Annotated in this window: 16 protein-coding genes, 1 pseudogene and 1 riboswitch; of the genes and pseudogenes, 9 read left to right on the top strand and 8 right to left on the bottom strand. The window is 47.8% G+C overall.

The features are described from left to right. Window positions 1–4: 4 nt before the first annotated feature. The gene (locus tag BS614_RS03590) at window positions 5–1,192 is read right to left on the bottom strand and encodes a WD40/YVTN/BNR-like repeat-containing protein (RefSeq protein WP_074092943.1); all 1,188 of its coding nucleotides are present in this window, start codon (window positions 1,190–1,192) and stop codon (window positions 5–7) included. Between the two features lie 629 nt (window positions 1,193–1,821). Here BS614_RS03590 and BS614_RS32340 point away from each other — a divergent pair. Next, window positions 1,822–1,953, top strand: a complete 132-nt coding sequence (locus BS614_RS32340) for a hypothetical protein (protein ID WP_017691304.1) — start codon at window positions 1,822–1,824, stop codon at window positions 1,951–1,953. A gap of 308 nt (window positions 1,954–2,261) precedes the next feature. Here BS614_RS32340 and speB read toward each other — a convergent pair whose 3' ends face one another. Further along, entirely contained in the window at window positions 2,262–3,131 is an 870-nt protein-coding gene (gene speB, locus BS614_RS03580; RefSeq protein ID WP_036607280.1) for an agmatinase, read from the bottom strand. Window positions 3,132–3,146: 15 nt separating this feature from the next. Then, window positions 3,147–3,974, bottom strand: coding sequence for a polyamine aminopropyltransferase (gene speE / locus BS614_RS03575; RefSeq protein WP_036667687.1), 828 nt, complete (start codon window positions 3,972–3,974; stop codon window positions 3,147–3,149). Between the two features lie 412 nt (window positions 3,975–4,386). Here speE and BS614_RS03570 point away from each other — a divergent pair, with 412 nt between their 5' ends. Further along, window positions 4,387–6,465 carry a transglycosylase domain-containing protein gene (locus tag BS614_RS03570; protein WP_074092942.1) on the top strand — a complete coding sequence of 693 codons (2,079 nt, stop codon included), beginning with the start codon at window positions 4,387–4,389 and terminating at the stop codon, window positions 6,463–6,465. Between the two features lie 197 nt (window positions 6,466–6,662). Here BS614_RS03570 and BS614_RS03565 read toward each other — a convergent pair whose 3' ends face one another. Beyond that, entirely contained in the window at window positions 6,663–7,166 is a 504-nt protein-coding gene (locus tag BS614_RS03565) for a YwhD family protein (protein WP_017691308.1), read from the bottom strand. A gap of 101 nt (window positions 7,167–7,267) precedes the next feature. Between BS614_RS03565 and BS614_RS03560 the strand changes: the two are divergent. The 5 genes and pseudogenes from BS614_RS03560 to BS614_RS03540 all read left to right on the top strand — a co-directional run bounded on the left by BS614_RS03560 (window position 7,268) and on the right by BS614_RS03540 (window position 12,336). After that, window positions 7,268–9,260: pseudogene (locus tag BS614_RS03560) on the top strand (M1 family metallopeptidase). A gap of 10 nt (window positions 9,261–9,270) precedes the next feature. Then, window positions 9,271–10,122 carry a hypothetical protein gene (locus tag BS614_RS03555; RefSeq protein WP_036607309.1) on the top strand — a complete coding sequence of 284 codons (852 nt, stop codon included), beginning with the start codon at window positions 9,271–9,273 and terminating at the stop codon, window positions 10,120–10,122. A 245-nt stretch (window positions 10,123–10,367) separates the two neighbouring features. Continuing rightward, window positions 10,368–10,505: riboswitch (cyclic di-AMP (ydaO/yuaA leader) on the top strand. 3 nt (window positions 10,506–10,508) lie between these two features. After that, window positions 10,509–10,979, top strand: coding sequence for a C40 family peptidase (locus BS614_RS03550; protein WP_017691311.1), 471 nt, complete (start codon window positions 10,509–10,511; stop codon window positions 10,977–10,979). A gap of 355 nt (window positions 10,980–11,334) precedes the next feature. After that, the gene (locus tag BS614_RS03545; protein ID WP_074092941.1) at window positions 11,335–11,829 is read left to right on the top strand and encodes a GNAT family N-acetyltransferase; all 495 of its coding nucleotides are present in this window, start codon (window positions 11,335–11,337) and stop codon (window positions 11,827–11,829) included. 150 nt (window positions 11,830–11,979) lie between these two features. Then, on the top strand, window positions 11,980–12,336 hold the full coding sequence (locus tag BS614_RS03540) for a c-type cytochrome (protein ID WP_036607288.1): 357 nt from the start codon (window positions 11,980–11,982) through the stop codon (window positions 12,334–12,336). Window positions 12,337–12,410: 74 nt separating this feature from the next. Here the strand turns inward: BS614_RS03540 and rbsK are convergent, their stop codons facing one another. The 3 genes from rbsK to BS614_RS03520 all read right to left on the bottom strand — a co-directional run bounded on the left by rbsK (window position 12,411) and on the right by BS614_RS03520 (window position 14,279). Then, a complete protein-coding gene (gene rbsK / locus BS614_RS03535) occupies window positions 12,411–13,394 on the bottom strand; it encodes a ribokinase (RefSeq protein ID WP_074092940.1) in 984 nt (327 codons plus the stop codon). 44 nt (window positions 13,395–13,438) lie between these two features. Continuing rightward, on the bottom strand, window positions 13,439–13,735 hold the full coding sequence (locus BS614_RS03530) for a 4a-hydroxytetrahydrobiopterin dehydratase (RefSeq protein WP_017691315.1): 297 nt from the start codon (window positions 13,733–13,735) through the stop codon (window positions 13,439–13,441). A gap of 250 nt (window positions 13,736–13,985) precedes the next feature. Further along, the gene (locus tag BS614_RS03520) at window positions 13,986–14,279 is read right to left on the bottom strand and encodes a hypothetical protein (RefSeq protein WP_074092938.1); all 294 of its coding nucleotides are present in this window, start codon (window positions 14,277–14,279) and stop codon (window positions 13,986–13,988) included. Window positions 14,280–14,512: 233 nt separating this feature from the next. Here BS614_RS03520 and motA point away from each other — a divergent pair, with 233 nt between their 5' ends. Together motA and motB are read left to right on the top strand one after the other, a co-directional pair. Then, window positions 14,513–15,313 carry a flagellar motor stator protein MotA gene (gene motA, locus BS614_RS03515; RefSeq protein ID WP_036607291.1) on the top strand — a complete coding sequence of 267 codons (801 nt, stop codon included), beginning with the start codon at window positions 14,513–14,515 and terminating at the stop codon, window positions 15,311–15,313. Next, on the top strand, window positions 15,300–16,118 hold the full coding sequence (gene motB, locus BS614_RS03510) for a flagellar motor protein MotB (RefSeq protein WP_036607292.1): 819 nt from the start codon (window positions 15,300–15,302) through the stop codon (window positions 16,116–16,118). The genes motA and motB overlap by 14 nt, the downstream gene beginning before the upstream one ends. Window positions 16,119–16,331: 213 nt before the next feature. On the opposite strand, the gene rluF is transcribed toward motB, so the two are convergent. Beyond that, window positions 16,332–17,033: a 23S rRNA pseudouridine(2604) synthase RluF gene (gene rluF, locus BS614_RS03505; protein WP_074092937.1), complete on the bottom strand. Its 702-nt coding sequence runs from the start codon at window positions 17,031–17,033 to the stop codon at window positions 16,332–16,334. Window positions 17,034–17,049 lie beyond the last annotated feature (16 nt).

Here is a 17,049-nt window from a genome sequence, read left to right as displayed (position 1 = left end):
CTATTTAATCCTGCTCTGAAGGCAACAACATTTTTTGTGTCCACGTCGTTCCACCATCTGTAGTCTGATAGATCGCAGGAGAGTTATCACTTGTGACTACGAGCCAACCCGTCTTGGCCGATGGGAACGAGATACGGGAACTGTATCCCGGATCTTTCAGGTCAATATTTTTCCACGTGGAACCTGTATCATAAGAACGTCCAATACCCACTTTGCCAGCTGCGGGTGAACCTGCAGACAGATACGCCGTCTGATTACCAATCAACGCCATGTTGCCGGGGTGACCACCCGGGTTGGCTGGTCCGTTTCCTTTGCCCGTACTGTTTGTACCTGGTGCAGGACCTCCCCCTGCTGTGGATTGCGCAAATACTTGGGTCCAGTTCTTGCCTTGATTACCGCTCGCATAGAGGGAGTACGATTGTTGGGACATGCCTGCATCACCATACAGAAGGGCCCATACTTGCTGGCCATGTGCATACAGATCCGCTCCGCTCCATGTGTCTGAGACAACTCGAAGAGAGGTTGTCCAGTTTTTGCCGCCATCACTCGTTTGCTTCAGATGATACCCCGATCCAGGTACAACCACGACGGCATACCCTTGTTTCTCTGTTGCAAAGGCAGCTGCACGCGTGTTGGCAGGCGTATTCAATTTACTCCAGGTTACCCCGCCATCCTTTGTCTGATATGCACCATTATAGGTGTAACCATAACCTACATCTTTATTGCGAAAATCAATTCGTTTGAGTTGAATGCCCGGCGTATCGAGCCGCGTCCAGTGCGATCCCCCATCATGGGTACGGATCAGATAGGTTGCAGGTGAATCCTTCACTCGCGCCAGCGCATATCCGTTCACATTATTGGGAAAATCAAGCTGAGTGAATTGCCACTGCCCGGTATATATGGACTGCCACGTACATCCTGCATTCGAGGTACCGATCAGGAAGCCTTCACCCCCAGCTCGTCCAGTCGTATCATTAAGAAAATCAATGTCAGTAAATTGCAGGTGTTGCTCTTCCACACCGCTGCCCTTTTTTAATGTAGCAGATAGTCCATGATCTCCCTTTCCACATGCCTGTGAGGATGCAGCGTTAGCACCTGATAGCATATGTACCGGACCCATCCCCCAAGCCAGCGTTAACGATAATGCGAGTGCACTAATCCGTTTCCATGTCATTGTACTCTTGGTTGTCATCGTAACACCTCCTTCTATGGTTTTACCCAAATTTGATGGTTCTAACGTAACAATCTGATTAACCCTGATGACAATTTTGCAAGAAAAAAACCACCTTTACCCATGATTGGTATCATGCAGGCAAGGGTGGTTGATTACTAAACGTTGTGTACTCTAAGTTAAATGGGAAATGTCCTGATACCAAGGATAACAAAACTGATACTTAATAAAAGACATAAACTAAAATATATTTTGTTGTATTTATATTCCCGAATACTATATGCAGCAAAAAGCATAGCCAGATCAGCCACCATCAACGTAAAGTTGAGAAATATCGTCACTGCTAATACAAAATTGATGACAAACACTATAAAAACTGCAGTCAGCCACTTGGGATACATACTCAATTGAGTCCGAATCACACGCATTCACATCCACCTTGCCCTTCCTCTATTTCCATATTATACACAAATATTAAGATAGAGTCATACCAAGGCACGATATCTGTGTAAGAGGAGAGTCCATACTAACACATGAAATAAATGGTAGAGGCAAGGGAACATACGTGCTATAATTAATGTTATGGACTTTTGAATATCGGTGGATGTTTTCCAGACCACGGCGCAGCTTCCCGAAAGGGGGTGACGTCGTTGGTCAAACTTGTGGCGTTGCTTGATGTAATCCGATGGATTGCTGCGATCCTCAGTATTGTACTGAGTGGGCGAAAGCTTTACCGTTGGTTGCGCAAAAAGTTTCGTAGCAAGCGAAAACCCACCTCATAAGGTCGGAAGCCTGACGGTGGGTTTTGCTTGAATAGCATTATTTAGTTCATGCGCGCCGTGGCAATCCACAGCCTTTCGGGTCCTAAGAGTCTTTACCGTTGGCAGCGGTAAAGGCTCTTTTTAGTATATGACCGAACCCGATCACCATATACTTCACGAATGTAATATATCAATTAATATACTACTGAATACTTATGTAGTCAGTATAGCACAGCTCTGTACAAAAGTTAACAATACAAAACGCCCTCCCCTGCGCAAAGTTGAACCCGCGCAGACAGAGAGCGTTATACTTATCGATTATTCTGTGATTATTTCACGAATCCAAGCAGCATTTCACGGATCAGCTTCGCAGCTACAATCTGTGTCTGTTGTGTTGGATCATAGATTGGTGCAACTTCAACCAAGTCACAACCAACTACATTTACATCAGATCCTGCGATCATATGAATGGCTTCCAGCAGTTCCTTAGACGTAATGCCGCCCGCTTCTGCTGTACCTGTTCCTGGCGCTGCTGACGGATCAAGCACATCGATGTCGATGGTCACATACACCGGACGGTTGCCCATCTTCGGAAGAGCTTCCTTCATCGGAGCTGCCACTTCAAATGGATAGAAGTTGATGTTCTCGCGACCGTACTGGAACTCCTCACGGGAACCGGAACGGATACCGAACTGATAGATGTTTTTGCCACCCATCAACTCAGCTGCTTTACGTACTGGTGTGGAGTGGGACAATGGCTCGCCTTCATAGTTTTCACGAAGGTCTGCGTGTGCATCAATATGAATCAGAATAAGATCTGGGTATTTCTTGTACATCTGTTGGATGACTGGCCAAGTAACCAGATGCTCGCCACCGAGACCAACTGGGAATTTGTCGTCAGCGAGCAGACTGCCGATGTATTCATGAATTACTTCAAGGCTGCGTCCCGCGTTACCGAAAGGCAAGAGCAGGTCTCCAGCGTCAAAGTATGTCATGTCTACAATGCTTTTGTCGAGATATGGGCTGTACTCTTCAAGTCCAACCGATGCTTGACGGATATGAGATGGGCCGAAACGGGAACCCGGACGGAAGCTGACGGTGTAATCCATCGGCATACCATAGATAACCGCTTTGGAGTTCTCATAATCCTCAGAGCTGCAAATAAATACGTTTCCTGAATAAGCTTGATCCAGTTTCATTAATGATTTCCCCTTTTATTTCGTTAAATCTTCCACGAATTTAGGAAGTACAAATGCTGCTTTGTGCAGACGCGGAGAGTAATACTTGGTATCCATCTCCGGGATTTGAGTCTCATCCACTTCAAGCGGGTCATGTTTCTTGCTACCCATGGTGAATGTCCACAAACCACTTGGATAGGTTGGAATATTACAGCCGTACACATGTACGATCGGGAAGATTTCTTTGACGTCTTTGTTCACCTTCTGGATCAGATCCGCCTTGAACCAAGGGTTGTCCGTTTGGGCAACGAAGATTCCGTCTTCTTTCAATGCTTCGTAGATGCCTTGGTAGAACCCACGCTCAAACAATGGCGCAGCCGGTCCTACAGGCTCCGTAGAGTCTACGATGATCACATCGTATTCATTTTTATGTTCAATAATATGCATGTAGCCGTCGTTTACGAGCACTTCAACATTAGGCTCGTCCAACTTGCCGGCGATTTCAGGCAAATATTTTTTAGAGTATTCAATAACTTTACCGTCAATTTCGACGAGAACCGCTTTTTCTACAGCATCATGTTTAACGACTTCACGAATGACTCCGCCATCGCCGCCACCGACAACCAGAACTTTTTTCGGATTCGGGTGAGTGTTCAGCGCAGGGTGTGCCGCCATTTCGTGATATACGAATTCGTCTTTTACAGTCGTCATCACCATGCCATCAAGAAGCAACATGTTACCGAATTCTTCGGTCTCTACCATGGCCAAATCTTGAAAATCCGTTTTCTCTGTAACATAGGTCTGCTTAATCTTCGCGGTGATCCCGAATACCGGGGTCTGTTTCTCCGTAAACCACAATTCCATAATCTCTACCTTCTTTCCGTAAAGTTAATGATCAGCCATACCCGACCAAGTGCTGTGCACTATAATCGGTTCGCCCAAGCACGTCCAGCGTTCGGCGCCATATCGCGTTATAATTGCTGGCCTGCGGGAAAGGTCCGCGGTTCACTTCATTATATAGATTAAATTGACCAGAGCGTGCAGAGCGTCTGACTAATCAATGAATCAATGACCATTCGTCTGTTCGTCCTTACGCGCTTTAGTATCTTGTGCCGAATCTTACCTTTTCATTACCCTTTTGCATTATACGCGATTGACGTTTATACTGCAAAACGGTTTTTAAGGCGAAAATGCTACATTTTGTTTGCTTATGCACCCGATTGAATATCCCTGCCAATCAAGTCCCATACTGGAAGAAAAGAGAGGAGCCCGTTCCATGACCAAGCCAAATCAAAAGACCCGCAAACGCGGGTTCCCTGTACGAAAATTCATTAAAAACCTGTCTCTGCTCGCCGTGCTCGCTATACTTGCTACCGCTGCAGGATTGGTCTATCTATACGCAACCAGCCTGCCTCTCGCAGACTCTGACCGGAATTCCAGATTACTGGACAGTCAGGGTGAAGTCATCGCTACCTTCTCCGCAGGTGGCAAAGACTCTGTACCCGTTCAACTGGAGGATATCGCTCCAGATCTGGTCCATGCCACTCTGGCTGTAGAGGACCGCAAATTCTATAATCACTACGGGTTCGATGTGCAAGGGATGGGACGGGCTGTGCTCGTTAACCTCGAACATATGCAGATGTCGCAAGGTGCGAGTACATTGACTCAACAGCTGGCGCGTAACCTGTATCTATCTCATGAGAAAACATGGACTCGCAAAGCCAAGGAAGCCATGTACACGGCGCAATTGGAGATGAAATACAGCAAGGATGAAATTTTGCAGATGTATCTGAACGAAATCTATTATGGGCATGGTGCGTACGGAATCGAAGCGGCTTCACGAATGTATTTTGGCAAATCAGCCAAACAGCTGGATCTTGCAGAGAGTGCCATGCTGGCAGGAATCCCGAAAGGACCTACCTACTATTCACCCTATAACCATATGAAGAATGCCAAAGACCGACAGAAGATTGTGCTGAATGCCATGGCTGATATCGGCAAGATCACCCAGGCCGAAGCGGATAAGGCGTATGAGAAAATGCTTTCGTTCAAACCGGAAAGTGAGCGTAAAACGGTGGAAAGTGCTCCGTATTTCCGTGACTATATCCGGAATCTGGCCATCAGAGAGCTGGGAATCAGTGAAGCGATGCTGGATCATGGGGGATTGAATATCTACACCACCCTGGATCTGCGTGTACAAAAAGCAGCTGAAGATGCCATAGCGAAGGGTATGGATGCCAAAAGTGAGCTTGAGACGGCTCTCGTGTCCATCGACCCTCGTACGGGTTACATCAAAGCCATGGTAGGCGGCAAGAATTACCGCACCAATCAGATTAACCATGTACTGGCGACAACGCGCCAGCCAGGTTCGGCGTTTAAACCCATTATGTATCTGGCAGCCCTGGAATCCAAGCAGCTCACCAGTGCATCCATATTTAACAGTGAACCTACCCTTTTTCACTATGACAACGACCGCAAAACCTATAAACCCGGCAACTTTGGAGACAAGTATCTGGGTGAGATTGATCTAAGACAGGCGATCGCCGCTTCAGACAATATCTATGCGGTGAACACCATTATGCAGATCGGTCCTGAGCAGGTTGTGAGTATGGCAAAAAACCTCGGCATTACAAGCAATCTGAGCGCCGTACCTTCTCTTGCACTGGGAACGTCACCTGTCAGCCCGTTGGAGATGGCGTCGGCCTTTTCCGTCATTGCTGCTGGTGGACAACGGACGCCGCCTGTCGCCATTCTGCAAGTAACAGATGCCGCAGGACGTGTACTCTATGAATCGCCTCAGACGAAGGCTGAGACGGTTGTGGAACCTGCGGCAGCTTATGTCCTAACTCGTTTAATGGAAAGTGTCTTCGAAAATGGAGGAACGGGCAACCGGGTGTCTAAGGCGATCAAACGTCCGGTAGCGGGAAAAACAGGAACAACCAACACGGATGCCTGGCTCGTTGGATTCACACCGGAGCTTTCCACCGCTGTATGGGTTGGTTACGATCAAGGCAAATCCATCTCGACTTCGGATGGCCGCCGGGCAGCACCGATCTTTGCCCAGTTCACAGAGCAGGCACTTGCGAGCGTACCACCCAAAATTTTCACCGTTCCTGATCATGTCGTAAGTGTCTATATTGATCCGGAATCCGGCAAGCTGGCAGGCAACGGTTGTGAAGAGAAACGGCTGGAAGTTTTTATTGATGGTACTGAACCGACAGAGGTATGCCATGGCACAACGGATGATTCGGATTCTGGAGAAGATGAGAAGACCCGTCAGGTACAGAATCAACAAGGCATACAGGAAGAGAAACATTCTTGGTGGGGAGATTTCAAACGTTGGTGGGTAGAATGACGTAAATGCGCAATGACTTAGTTGCGTCACCTATAACCCCTGGTTATATTGAACAATTGGAAATTCACTTCGGATGAAAACTCATAATTATTCAGATCGATGAATAGGATTAAAGCACAAGCAAAAGACCCCCAACCGAACTTTCCGGTCAAGGGGCCTTTTGCTTTTTTCTTTTAGACTGTGTTGAAAGATCTGCCTTAGGCGAGTGCTTCCTTCAATACATCTGGAGAAGCATTCCACCAGTCTTCGTTGTGTGAGATCAGCAGTGTCTTAAGTGCAGCTCGAGCTTCAGGTCCAAGCTCATCCAGCATGAAGCGACGCTTCAAGGCATAATCCATGCGATTCACATGTTCCGCCAGCAGTTTCCATCCACGTCTTGCTTCCGTATCAATCCACATCTCACATGCCGTTGCTCCACCATAGAGTTGGCCTTCCTCCGTGCGATCGACAGCTACCCACACCAGCCATACCTGGCGTCCGTTGGGCACATCTTCACGATTGGTAGAGAACTTGATATTGCGTTCCACTTTGCTCTTCGCATGCATCGCACCGATATCGATTTTGGCTTCGCCATTATCAATAATGACCGGGGAAAGGTTATTCAGCTCAATGGAGCCTGCACCGAAGCCTTTATGCTTGCTTTTTGCACTAACGATATTCAAGGCAATCTGTTTTTTGCCGTTTTGCTCGTTTTGGTCCATGTTTATAACCTCCAAGGGTTGATACAAATATTTTAACTAATAATTGCCCCATTGCAAACATATACATGCTGTAGATGCTTGTCAACGGGAGGTATTTAACGATGATTCCACGACGCGCCAAGAGCTGGCTCACTGCATCCCTGGCCCTGTGTGTACTTGCCGGAGGGATATGGATCACTCTGGGTTATAATCGCTCAACTCATTCCGAATTGCCAGTACTCGCCCCCGAATCGGGCAAGCCCAAGGCAATAGCCCCAACTCCAGCACCTCCAGAAAGTGTACAGACCCCTACTGCCGAAGTGTACAGCAACCGTGTTGTGGAATATCACATGGATGTAAAACTGGTCGAAGGGAATGTACTGGAAGGGACTCAGACGATTACCTGGACACATCCAGGTAAAAAAAACCGTCAGCGAGCTTTACTTTCATATGTATCCCAACGCCTTCTCTTCTGCTGACACCACCTTTATGAAGGAATCCGGTGGAAAGCTTCGGGGTGATGTCATGCCTACCAATGGTTACGGCTCCATGAACATTACCGAAATGAAAACGGAGGACGGGCTCTCTCTGCTACACCGGATGCAGTATGTGCAACCAGATGACGGAAATATCAAGGACACCACCCTCATTAAAGTACGCTTGCCCAAACCCGTCAAAGGCGGGGAAAGCATCACGCTCCACACTCGATTTGAAGTGAATCTGCCGAAGATTTTTGCCCGGATGGGAACTGCTGATCATTTTGTCATGGCAGGTCAGTGGTTTCCCAAATTAAGTGCCTATGAACCTGTGGGCAGACGTGGACGAACAACGGAAGGCTGGAATCTGCACCAGTACCATGGCAATTCAGAGTTTTACGCTGACTTCGGTATATATAGTGTGCGTATTCGGGTGCCTGAAACATACAAAGTAGCTGCTACCGGATTTCCGACACAGCAAGCCGTGGTGAAGAATGGAGAAAAGGTCTATCAATTTTACGCCGATGATGTGCATGACTTCGCATGGGCAGCTTCACCGGATTTTGTCTACGCCGAGGAACCCTTCTCTGCACCCAATGTGCCTGGTGTACGAATCAAGTTATATCTGGACCCTGCTCATCAGGATCTGAAAGAACGTTACTTCTACGCCGCGAAGGCCGCTCTAGCCAATTATAGCAAATGGTTTGGCCCATATCCTTACGCTACCTTATCCATCGTAGTTCCACCCAAAGCGGGGAACGGCGCAGGAGGTATGGAATACCCTACGCTAGTTACGGCCTTTGGAGCCGATGATACTACTCCGGGTTATGACCTGGAACGTACCATAGTCCACGAGATCGGACACCAGTACTTCTACGGCATGGTTGCCAGCAACGAATTCGAGGAAGCCTGGCTGGATGAGGGATTCACCTCTTATGCAGAAGACAAACTGATGGAGCAGGAATACGGATTGATTCCGAATCTGCCGGTACAATCGGGACTGATTACGTCTCCTTCATCCTTAACACAAGAATCCTGGAAGTTTGATTCACAGGATGAGTATGCAGCCAATGTCTACACACGCGGCAAGCTAGTATTGCTCGGCATTGAACATCAAGTTGGTGCCAAGAAGATGGAGCGTATTCTCTCTACCTATGTGAAGAAGTACCGTTTCAAACATCCCACATCCGCTGATTTTCAAAAGGTTGTGGAGCAAGTGACCCGCACTTCCTGGTCTGATTATTTTGATCAATACGTCTATGGTAATGGGATGGCTGACTTTGCTGTAGAGAAGATTCGTATTACGCCCGTACAGAAAGACGGTCAAACATTGTACGAGTCATCCGTGACGATCACAAAAAAAGGTAGTGATTACAGCGCCGTTCCTGTTCGCATTGCTTTTGAAGACGGGCATATCCTCACCAAGCAATGGAATGGCAAAGAAGATCGCATCACGTATAAATTAACTCACACATCCCCCGTATCCTGGGCCATGACCGATCCCCTGTACACGATCGTGCTGGAGAACCGCCATATGAATAATTTCCTGAAATCCGGACTGGATGAGCGAGCGAAGTCCCGCTGGAGCATGAGTGTAACCAAACTAATAGAAGCCATATTCGGAGGTCTGTCATGGTGAGGTGGAAACGGTGAAAGCGAAAATACGTGAAGGCTGGTTTCTCGTCCGTCAGCATATGTTCATTGCCGCACTCTTATTTCTTTATCAACTCATTTGGGGATATTTCTTCTATCGAATGGTACAATCGGCGGTCATCCCACTACTCCTTCGCTATCCAGATGCTGATGCCGGTGAGCTGAGTACACTTTTGTTCAAAATGGAAAGTCAACTTAACCTGTCTACCCATCCGGAGGTTCATCGTTATCTATGGATTCTCGGGGGCATGCTGCTGGTTCGCATGTTGATCAGCCCCCTCATTCAGGCAGGACTGCTCTACTCACTTCAGCACTTTAATTCTACAGAAGAGCGTATCCCCTTTGTCCGCGGAATCAAAAATCTGTGGAAACCGATGCTACTGCTCCACACCATACGTACATTATTGATACTTCTGCCCGCCTACTGGCTCATACCGAAGCTCTACTCAATTCTCATGGACGGATTTCATTCCCTTCAATTACTTTTGCCTGGTATACCATATGTCGCTGCCTGGATCGTATATGGTTGGATCATCCACCATGTCATACTCTACATGCAGTTCGGTGTTTCGGCACCAGAAGGAGAAGGCGGGGCTCACGGTACCCTCAAAGCCCTCTGGATTGCACTGCGTCATCTCATCGCCGTAATCGGCATTGCACTCCTGCTGGGCGGAGTACACCTGCTCGTCTTTGGGGCATTCACTACAGCCTCATGGTTATTAACGGGACTTACCGGACTTATACTACAACAGACGTATCCACTTGCCAGATGTCTATTGAGTCTGTGGAAAATATGCAGCCATTTCCGATTATGGCAGTCCAAAATATCCAAAGGTGAGAGCAGATAGTTTAAAAATTGTTACCATCACATGTTAAACTCATGGCCTAATATGTACTTATAAATAGGCAAACCTCAACCTTTTCCCGTCAAAGGTCGAGGTTTTTTTTGCTAAATTTGTTGCTAAACGTTGCCAAAGCCGTACTCCTCTGTTACAATAATCGCAGTGAGTTTTTAGTAACAACTTTGTAATCTTTACATTCATATTTGTAACTACTTAAAATTAAATCGTCATTTCTTGATTTCGCAGGTGCATAACTAGCATAGCCAAATTCCTGGCACCTGGGAAGCGGGGGAACCAGTTATGGGTGAATTGATCTTGCTACAGAGGGATCATAGGGGACCTTCAACCGAATCCTTAAGCTAACCTCGCAGGCGTTGGAAGGGGAATATCTCTTGTTCAAGAAGAAATTAACCGCAGCTGTACTTAGCATCACATTCGCTTTATCGCTTGGTGCAGGTAGCGCATTCGCAGATTCAAAGATGGACAAAGTAATTGATTCAGCAATGGGAACTACATATCAAAGTGGAGGAACAACGCTCAACGGCTTTGACTGCTCCGGATTTACACGGTATGTATTCGACAAGTTGGGTATTGATTTGGCACGCCAATCCAGTTCCCAATTCGACATGGGCGATTCCGTATCCCGCATGGAAATGAGAGCTGGCGATCTGGTGTTCTTTAATACAACAGGTAAAGGCGTATCTCATGTAGGAATCTTTGTAGGGGATGGAAAGTTCGCACACTCCTCTTCATCCAAAGGTGTTACGATCAGTGCATTGAGTGAAAACTATTGGGCCAATCGTTATGTTGGCGCGAAACGGATTATGAGCACGGACGCATATGAATCACTGGCCCTTGACTAGGGACAAGCTGAGCAACATGATGCTGTAACCATTAACCATACTGGAACGAAGCAAAAAGCATAACAGAACCGCCCGGTACATTCTCCGCAGGAATGTATCCGGCGGTTTTTTTGTGCTTCAATCCTTATTCATGTTGCAAGCTATACTCGGGGTATATCCTGCGACATTAACAGGTTCATTTTGCGTTCGTTCGTCCGTGCCCTTATGATGTTTTTACCCATCCCGTTATAATATAAACGAAATTACCGGAACTTTTGTTTCATTTTTTTTCTTGGGAAGGAAGACTTGCTAAATGAACATCACTTTTGTAGAGTGGACAAAGAGTTCTGTTTCAAGGAAAGGAGCATGCAGGTGTATGAAGGAAACCCCTGTGACGTTTCACGTTGTACCCATGCGAGAAGAACATGCGGAGCTTATCTGCAGTTGGCAGTATGACCCGCCTTACAATATCTACAGCTGGCTCCCCTGGGAGCAGATGAAAGCTCTGGAAGTGGAATTCGGAGATGCACAGCTACGGCAGGAGCAATATGCGATCGTCTTGGATCAGAACGATCGTATATGTGGGTTTGCTCAATACTTCCCACTTGAAGGGGTAACCCGGATTGGCCTTGGCATGCATCCAGAGCTGTGTGGTCAGGGTCAAGGGACAGCTTTTGTCACTGCCATTGTACAGGAAGCCATTCGCCGAAATCCCACGAATGAGATTGATCTGGAAGTACTCACTTGGAATGCTCGTGCCATTCAAGTCTATCTGAAGAGTGGATTTGTCACCCATGATACATACGAACGGCAGACCCCAACCGGCTTGAAGCCCTTTCACTGTATGGTTTATGAAGGGCCTCGCGGTTAGAATCCATTGCAAAACAACCAAATTTGCCCCTTGTTATGTGATTAGTTCAAAAAATTCCCACAAAATGCTATGATGTCAGTACAGGTTCCGTTATAATGATATGGATAGTTTCAGGTTAGATGATCTTTCATTCTGGAGGGGACATAAGGGATGCACAAATGGATCATGAGCGGAGTATTTTTTGCAGCATGCGCTTTAGCTATTGTTTTAATGTTTACGCTTCCAGGGAAAGAAGAAGTGGCTGAAGAAGCCAAGCCAACCATGCCGGAAGTAACATTGGATGCCGGACAAGCTGAAGCACTGGTCAAAGCCAATTGTATCTCCTGTCACGGGGATCAGCTTCAAGGTGGCGTAGGACCTGCTCTGGCCAACATCGGCAGCCAGGATGATCTGGAGAAAATCTATTCTACGATTGTCAAAGGTAAAGGTGGTATGCCTTCCTTCAAGGGCAAACTGCAGGATGAAGAGATTGCAAATATCGCCATGTGGCTGTCAGAGAAGAAATAATCTCTGCACACGCATAACAAAGAGGCACTTAATCCCCTTTTCGGAGAATAAGAGCCTCTTTGTTATATCAATTATTAAGCCTCTGCGGCATGCTCAGCCAGAAAGGCCTCAACTTCACGTGCGGACGGCATCCCGGACTGGGCGCCGAGCTTTGTCACGGATAACGCGGCCGCACCCATGGCGAAGCCTACGGCCGCGTCCAAAGTCTCACCGCGCGCGAGGGCTACTGCCAGCGCGCCGTTGAAGCAATCGCCAGCGCCGGTCGTATCGACGGCGCTTACGGCGTAGCCGGGCGCACGGCACGCGCCGGCACGCCCTGCTTGTACGCGGCCACCAGGCGCCGCCGCGTACACAGCCCCCTCGGGGCCGAGCGTCGTGACGACAGCGGCCCCGAGGGATGCGGCGAGCTCTGCGACCGCCGCATCCAGGTCTTCCGGCCGGAGATGATCCCGGCCGGTAAGCACGGCAAGCTCGCTGCGGTTCGGCGTGACAACGTCGACGCACCGCAGGAGCTCTTGGGGCAGACCCGGCACCGCGGGAGCCGGGTTGAGCACCACCAGTGCGCTGCCTTCAGCCGCCAGTTGGGCGGCGCGGGTAACCGCTGGCAGCGGGATCTCCAGCTGCAGCAGCACCGCTGCGGCTGCAGTCAGGCTTTTTACCGTATCCGCCTCTTCCAGCATCTCAGGCACCACTTGCCCATTCGCACCAGGAATAACGATAATCCGGTTGTCTCCCCGAGAGAGCCAGATGGAAGCCGTCCCTGTTACCGTGTCTTCCAATATGCGAACCCGCGAGGCATCTGCACCACTTTCCGTCAGACTGTGCAGCAGACGTTCGCCAAAACCGTCCGATCCCACCGCGCCAATCATCGTAGTCTGTCCACCCAGACGCGCAGCGGCAACAGCCTGGTTGGCCCCTTTGCCACCAGCGAGATAATGTAGCTCCTCACCGCTCACCGTCTCTCCCTCTTCCGGAATCGTGTCTGTCTTCACCACAAGATCCATATTGAGACTGCCTACGACAGCAATAAGAGGTTGTTTCTGATTATAGTCTGACATGTATGGTTCACTCACTTCTGGCCGCGTGATAATAACCGACCTCGTTATTGCGACCTCATTTTGTCATAAGCTTCGTTATATTGCCCTGCTTCCTTGATATCTACAGATGTGATACCACCCGCATCCCATGATGTGAGACGCAACGTAACCGTTGTATAATCAATCGTAATAAAAGGATGATGATTGAATGCTTCCGAGATCGCAGCGACCTCATCCACAAATGCAATCCCTTTCATGTAGTTGGAGAACACGAATTTACGTACAATCCACCGTCCCTCTTCCAGTTCCCAGCCTTCCAGCCTTCCCAGATGAGCTTCGACTTCCTCTTGCGAAAAAACCATGCGTTATCTTCCTCCCCATAGGATGGTACATTACAGACATGCGTCCGTATAACCACCGACACCTTCGGTGCGATCAACAGCAACCTCAAAGGCCAGGCTCACCGCCATGCGGTTGGCCCATTTCACGACTAACATCTTACCACGGACAAGCTTCAAAATCCAATCAACTACATGGCATAGAACCAATAACCATAAGGCTTTGAGGGGAATTCCAATTCCATTTATACCCCTGAAAATGCATGTGAACACACTAAATTAAAGGTACAAATGTCAACTCTTCTTCCCCGATCAAAATATGAATGCGGTGCTGTTCCTTATCATGGATGACCACGCCACTTCCAACCGGAATAACGGACTCCTCGCCCAGCGCATAGAACAAATCCTCCGCCAACGCCTCATCCACTTCAAGTTGGTCAGATGCAGCCAGTCTCTCCCACTCTTCCGCGTCCATTTCAAAGAAAACATACCGATCCGGTATGCGTCCGATTGCCGTTGTCAGATCTGTCAAAATTCCTTCATAATCCCGTCCATGCTTTACGCCCATTGGCTTTTCACTCCTATTCGGCCCCTAAGGAGCGGATTTGATCTTATTATACCTGAAAATAGCCCTTAAAAAAAAAGGCCTTCTGGTCGATAAATACATATATGACCGTTTTAACTGTTTTAGCAACCGTAAGGAATGCCTAACATTGAACGGATTGCGGCCAAAAATTCGTCCGGAAGCCCGAACACAGCCGCTTGAAAGGATTCAATTTTATCTCATGGATGAGGTGTATGATGAACATTTCAACGATTATTGGACTAATTTTGGGGCTGGTCTCCCTTGTATTTGGTATGTTCTTGAAGGGTGCGCCCTTAATCAACCTGGTTAACAATCCCGCAGCCTACATTATTATCTTTGTTGGTACGGCAGGAACCATCTTTATCGCATTTCCGATGTCTGAAGTTAAGAAAATCCCTAAGCTTTTCGGGATTGTTTTCAAAAATCAAGTACTTATTGATCGCGTATCCCTGATCGGCACATTTATGGATTGGGCTTCCACTACCCGTCGTGAAGGTTTGCTTGCACTGGAATCAAAAGTAGAAGAGATTGACGATCAGTTCCTTCGTGGCGGTATGCGTATGATTATAGACGGCAACGATCAGGAATTTGTAAGTGATGTGCTCATGGAAGATATTCATGCTACAGAGGAGCGCCACCGTGGCAGTGCCTTGATCTTCGCTCAGGCGGGGATGTACGCACCAACGCTCGGGGTTCTCGGGGCCGTTGTAGGTCTCATCGCAGCACTTGCCGATCTCAGTGACATGGAGAAACTCTCCCATGCGATTGCGGCAGCATTTATCGCAACACTCCTTGGTATATTTAGTGGTTACGTGTTATGGCACCCGATGTCTAACAAGCTGAAACGGATGTCCAAGCAAGAAATGGAGATCAAGCTGATGATGGTTGAAGGACTGTTATCCATACAATCCGGTGTCTCCACCATCGCCATCAACCAAAAGTTATCCGTATTCCTGACACCTTCCGAACGTAAACAACTGGAAGAGAAGGAGGGATCACCAGGTGAAAAAGGCTAAGAAGCACGAACCACATGAAGAGCATATAGACGAGAGCTGGTTGCTTCCCTATTCCGACTTGATGACCTTGTTGCTCGCTCTCTTTATTGTATTGTTCGGTATGAGTTCAATCGATGCAGCTAAGTTCGAGCAGATGGCTTCCGCACTAAACAGTGCATTAAATGGAGGTTCCGGGATTCTGGACCATTCGTCCATGAATCCGGATACGCCAGGTGCTGATTTGGGTAAGAACAAACAGGAACCTACAGAAATCACCAAGAAAACACCAGCTCAGATTACAGATGCACAGATGGCTAAGAAAGAACAAGAAGACCTGGAGAAACTCAAAGAGCGACTCGACAAATATATCTCGAAGAACGGGCTCTCGGACCAGCTGAACACCAAGCTGAATCAGTCTGAATTGAAGATCACCATCAGTGATAACGCCCTGTTCTCGTCAGGCCGAGCAGATGTGAAGCCTGAATCACGATCCCTGGCCAAAGCAATCTCAAGCATGCTGCAGGAGTTCCCTGAATATGAAGTGGTTGTATCCGGTCATACCGATAATATTCCCATTTCGAACAACCAATATAAGGATAACTGGGATCTAAGCGCAGATCGTGCGCTCAACTTCCTGAAAATCCTGTTGCTGAACTCGCAATTGGACCCTTCCAAATTCACACCAAGTGGTTATGGAGAGTATCACCCAATTGCCAGCAATGACACCAATACGGGACGGGCACAGAATCGCCGTGTAGAGGTATCTATCATTCGGAAGTATCAAAGTAACAATACAAATGTAAAAGCCGTTGGCGGAGGAAACTAGAGGCCTGCAGCGATTCATTAACCAAAGACCGTTCTCCAGGTACAAGGAGAACGGTCTTTTTGGTTTATATAAGGCTTATGCTTGGTTTATCTCTACATTTTTTCACGCTATTTTGGAAGATTCACCTGTCATTATTGACCCTATACCAAAAAGCCCTGCACTCCCTTACGGAAAGCAGGGCTTCAATCAGTTAATTAGTCGAACTCGAACCAGCTATTCCAGTGAATAGTCCAACAGACCGCCCAGCTCCGCTTTTTCAGCAGGGGTAAGCTCTCTCCATGAACCTGTCGCCATTTCTCCAAGATGGATGTTCATGATCCGAATACGCTTCAACTTACGAACCTCGTAACCAAAGGCACTACACATCCGCCGAATCTGACGGTTCTTTCCTTCAGTCAGGATGATACGGAATACTCGATCCGTCATCCGGGTCACTGTACAAGGCAGGGTCATTTCACCCAGGATCTTTACCCCAGTGCTCATACCTCTAAGGAAACTGGGGGTTACAGATCGATCAACAGTAACGATATACTCTTTCTCATGGTGCCCTTCTGATCTAAGAATCCGGTTAACGATATCACCATCATTGGTCATCAGGATCAAGCCTTCCGAGTCCTTATCCAGACGTCCAATAGGAAAGATACGTTCATCGTGCCCGACAAAATCAACGATATTGCCCTGAATATGCTGCTCGGTTGTACTTGTGATCCCGATCGGTTTATTCAGCGCGATATATACGTGTTTTCTCTTTTCCTTGATAGGTTTGCCATTGATTCGTACATCGTCGCCTTCTTCTGCCTGACTGCCCAGTTCAGCCTTAACTCCATTAATGGTTACCTGACCACTATCCACCAACTTGTCGGCTTCACGCCGGGAGCAATAACCTGTTTCACTAATAAATTTATTAATACGCAAAAGGTAATCTCACCTC

This window comes from Paenibacillus xylanexedens, assembly GCF_001908275.1.
Lineage (GTDB): Bacteria > Bacillota > Bacilli > Paenibacillales > Paenibacillaceae > Paenibacillus > Paenibacillus xylanexedens_A.
Note: the sequence above shows the minus strand (reverse complement) of the source record. Positions and strands in the feature narration are given on the sequence as shown.

Excerpts from the sequence above, each read along its gene's own strand:
- BS614_RS03590 (WP_074092943.1), bottom strand. The coding sequence starts at position 1,192 with ATGACAACCAAGAGTACAATGACATGGAAACGGATTAGTGCACTCGCA.
- speB (WP_036607280.1), bottom strand. The coding sequence starts at position 3,131 with ATGAAACTGGATCAAGCTTATTCAGGAAACGTATTTATTTGCAGCTCT.
- speE (WP_036667687.1), bottom strand. The coding sequence starts at position 3,974 with ATGGAATTGTGGTTTACGGAGAAACAGACCCCGGTATTCGGGATCACC.
- BS614_RS03570 (WP_074092942.1), top strand. The coding sequence starts at position 4,387 with ATGACCAAGCCAAATCAAAAGACCCGCAAACGCGGGTTCCCTGTACGA.
- BS614_RS03565 (WP_017691308.1), bottom strand. The coding sequence starts at position 7,166 with ATGGACCAAAACGAGCAAAACGGCAAAAAACAGATTGCCTTGAATATC.
- BS614_RS03545 (WP_074092941.1), top strand. The coding sequence starts at position 11,335 with ATGAAGGAAACCCCTGTGACGTTTCACGTTGTACCCATGCGAGAAGAA.
- BS614_RS03540 (WP_036607288.1), top strand. The coding sequence starts at position 11,980 with ATGCACAAATGGATCATGAGCGGAGTATTTTTTGCAGCATGCGCTTTA.
- rbsK (WP_074092940.1), bottom strand. The coding sequence starts at position 13,394 with ATGTCAGACTATAATCAGAAACAACCTCTTATTGCTGTCGTAGGCAGT.
- BS614_RS03530 (WP_017691315.1), bottom strand. The coding sequence starts at position 13,735 with ATGGTTTTTTCGCAAGAGGAAGTCGAAGCTCATCTGGGAAGGCTGGAA.
- BS614_RS03520 (WP_074092938.1), bottom strand. The coding sequence starts at position 14,279 with ATGGGCGTAAAGCATGGACGGGATTATGAAGGAATTTTGACAGATCTG.
- motA (WP_036607291.1), top strand. The coding sequence starts at position 14,513 with ATGAACATTTCAACGATTATTGGACTAATTTTGGGGCTGGTCTCCCTT.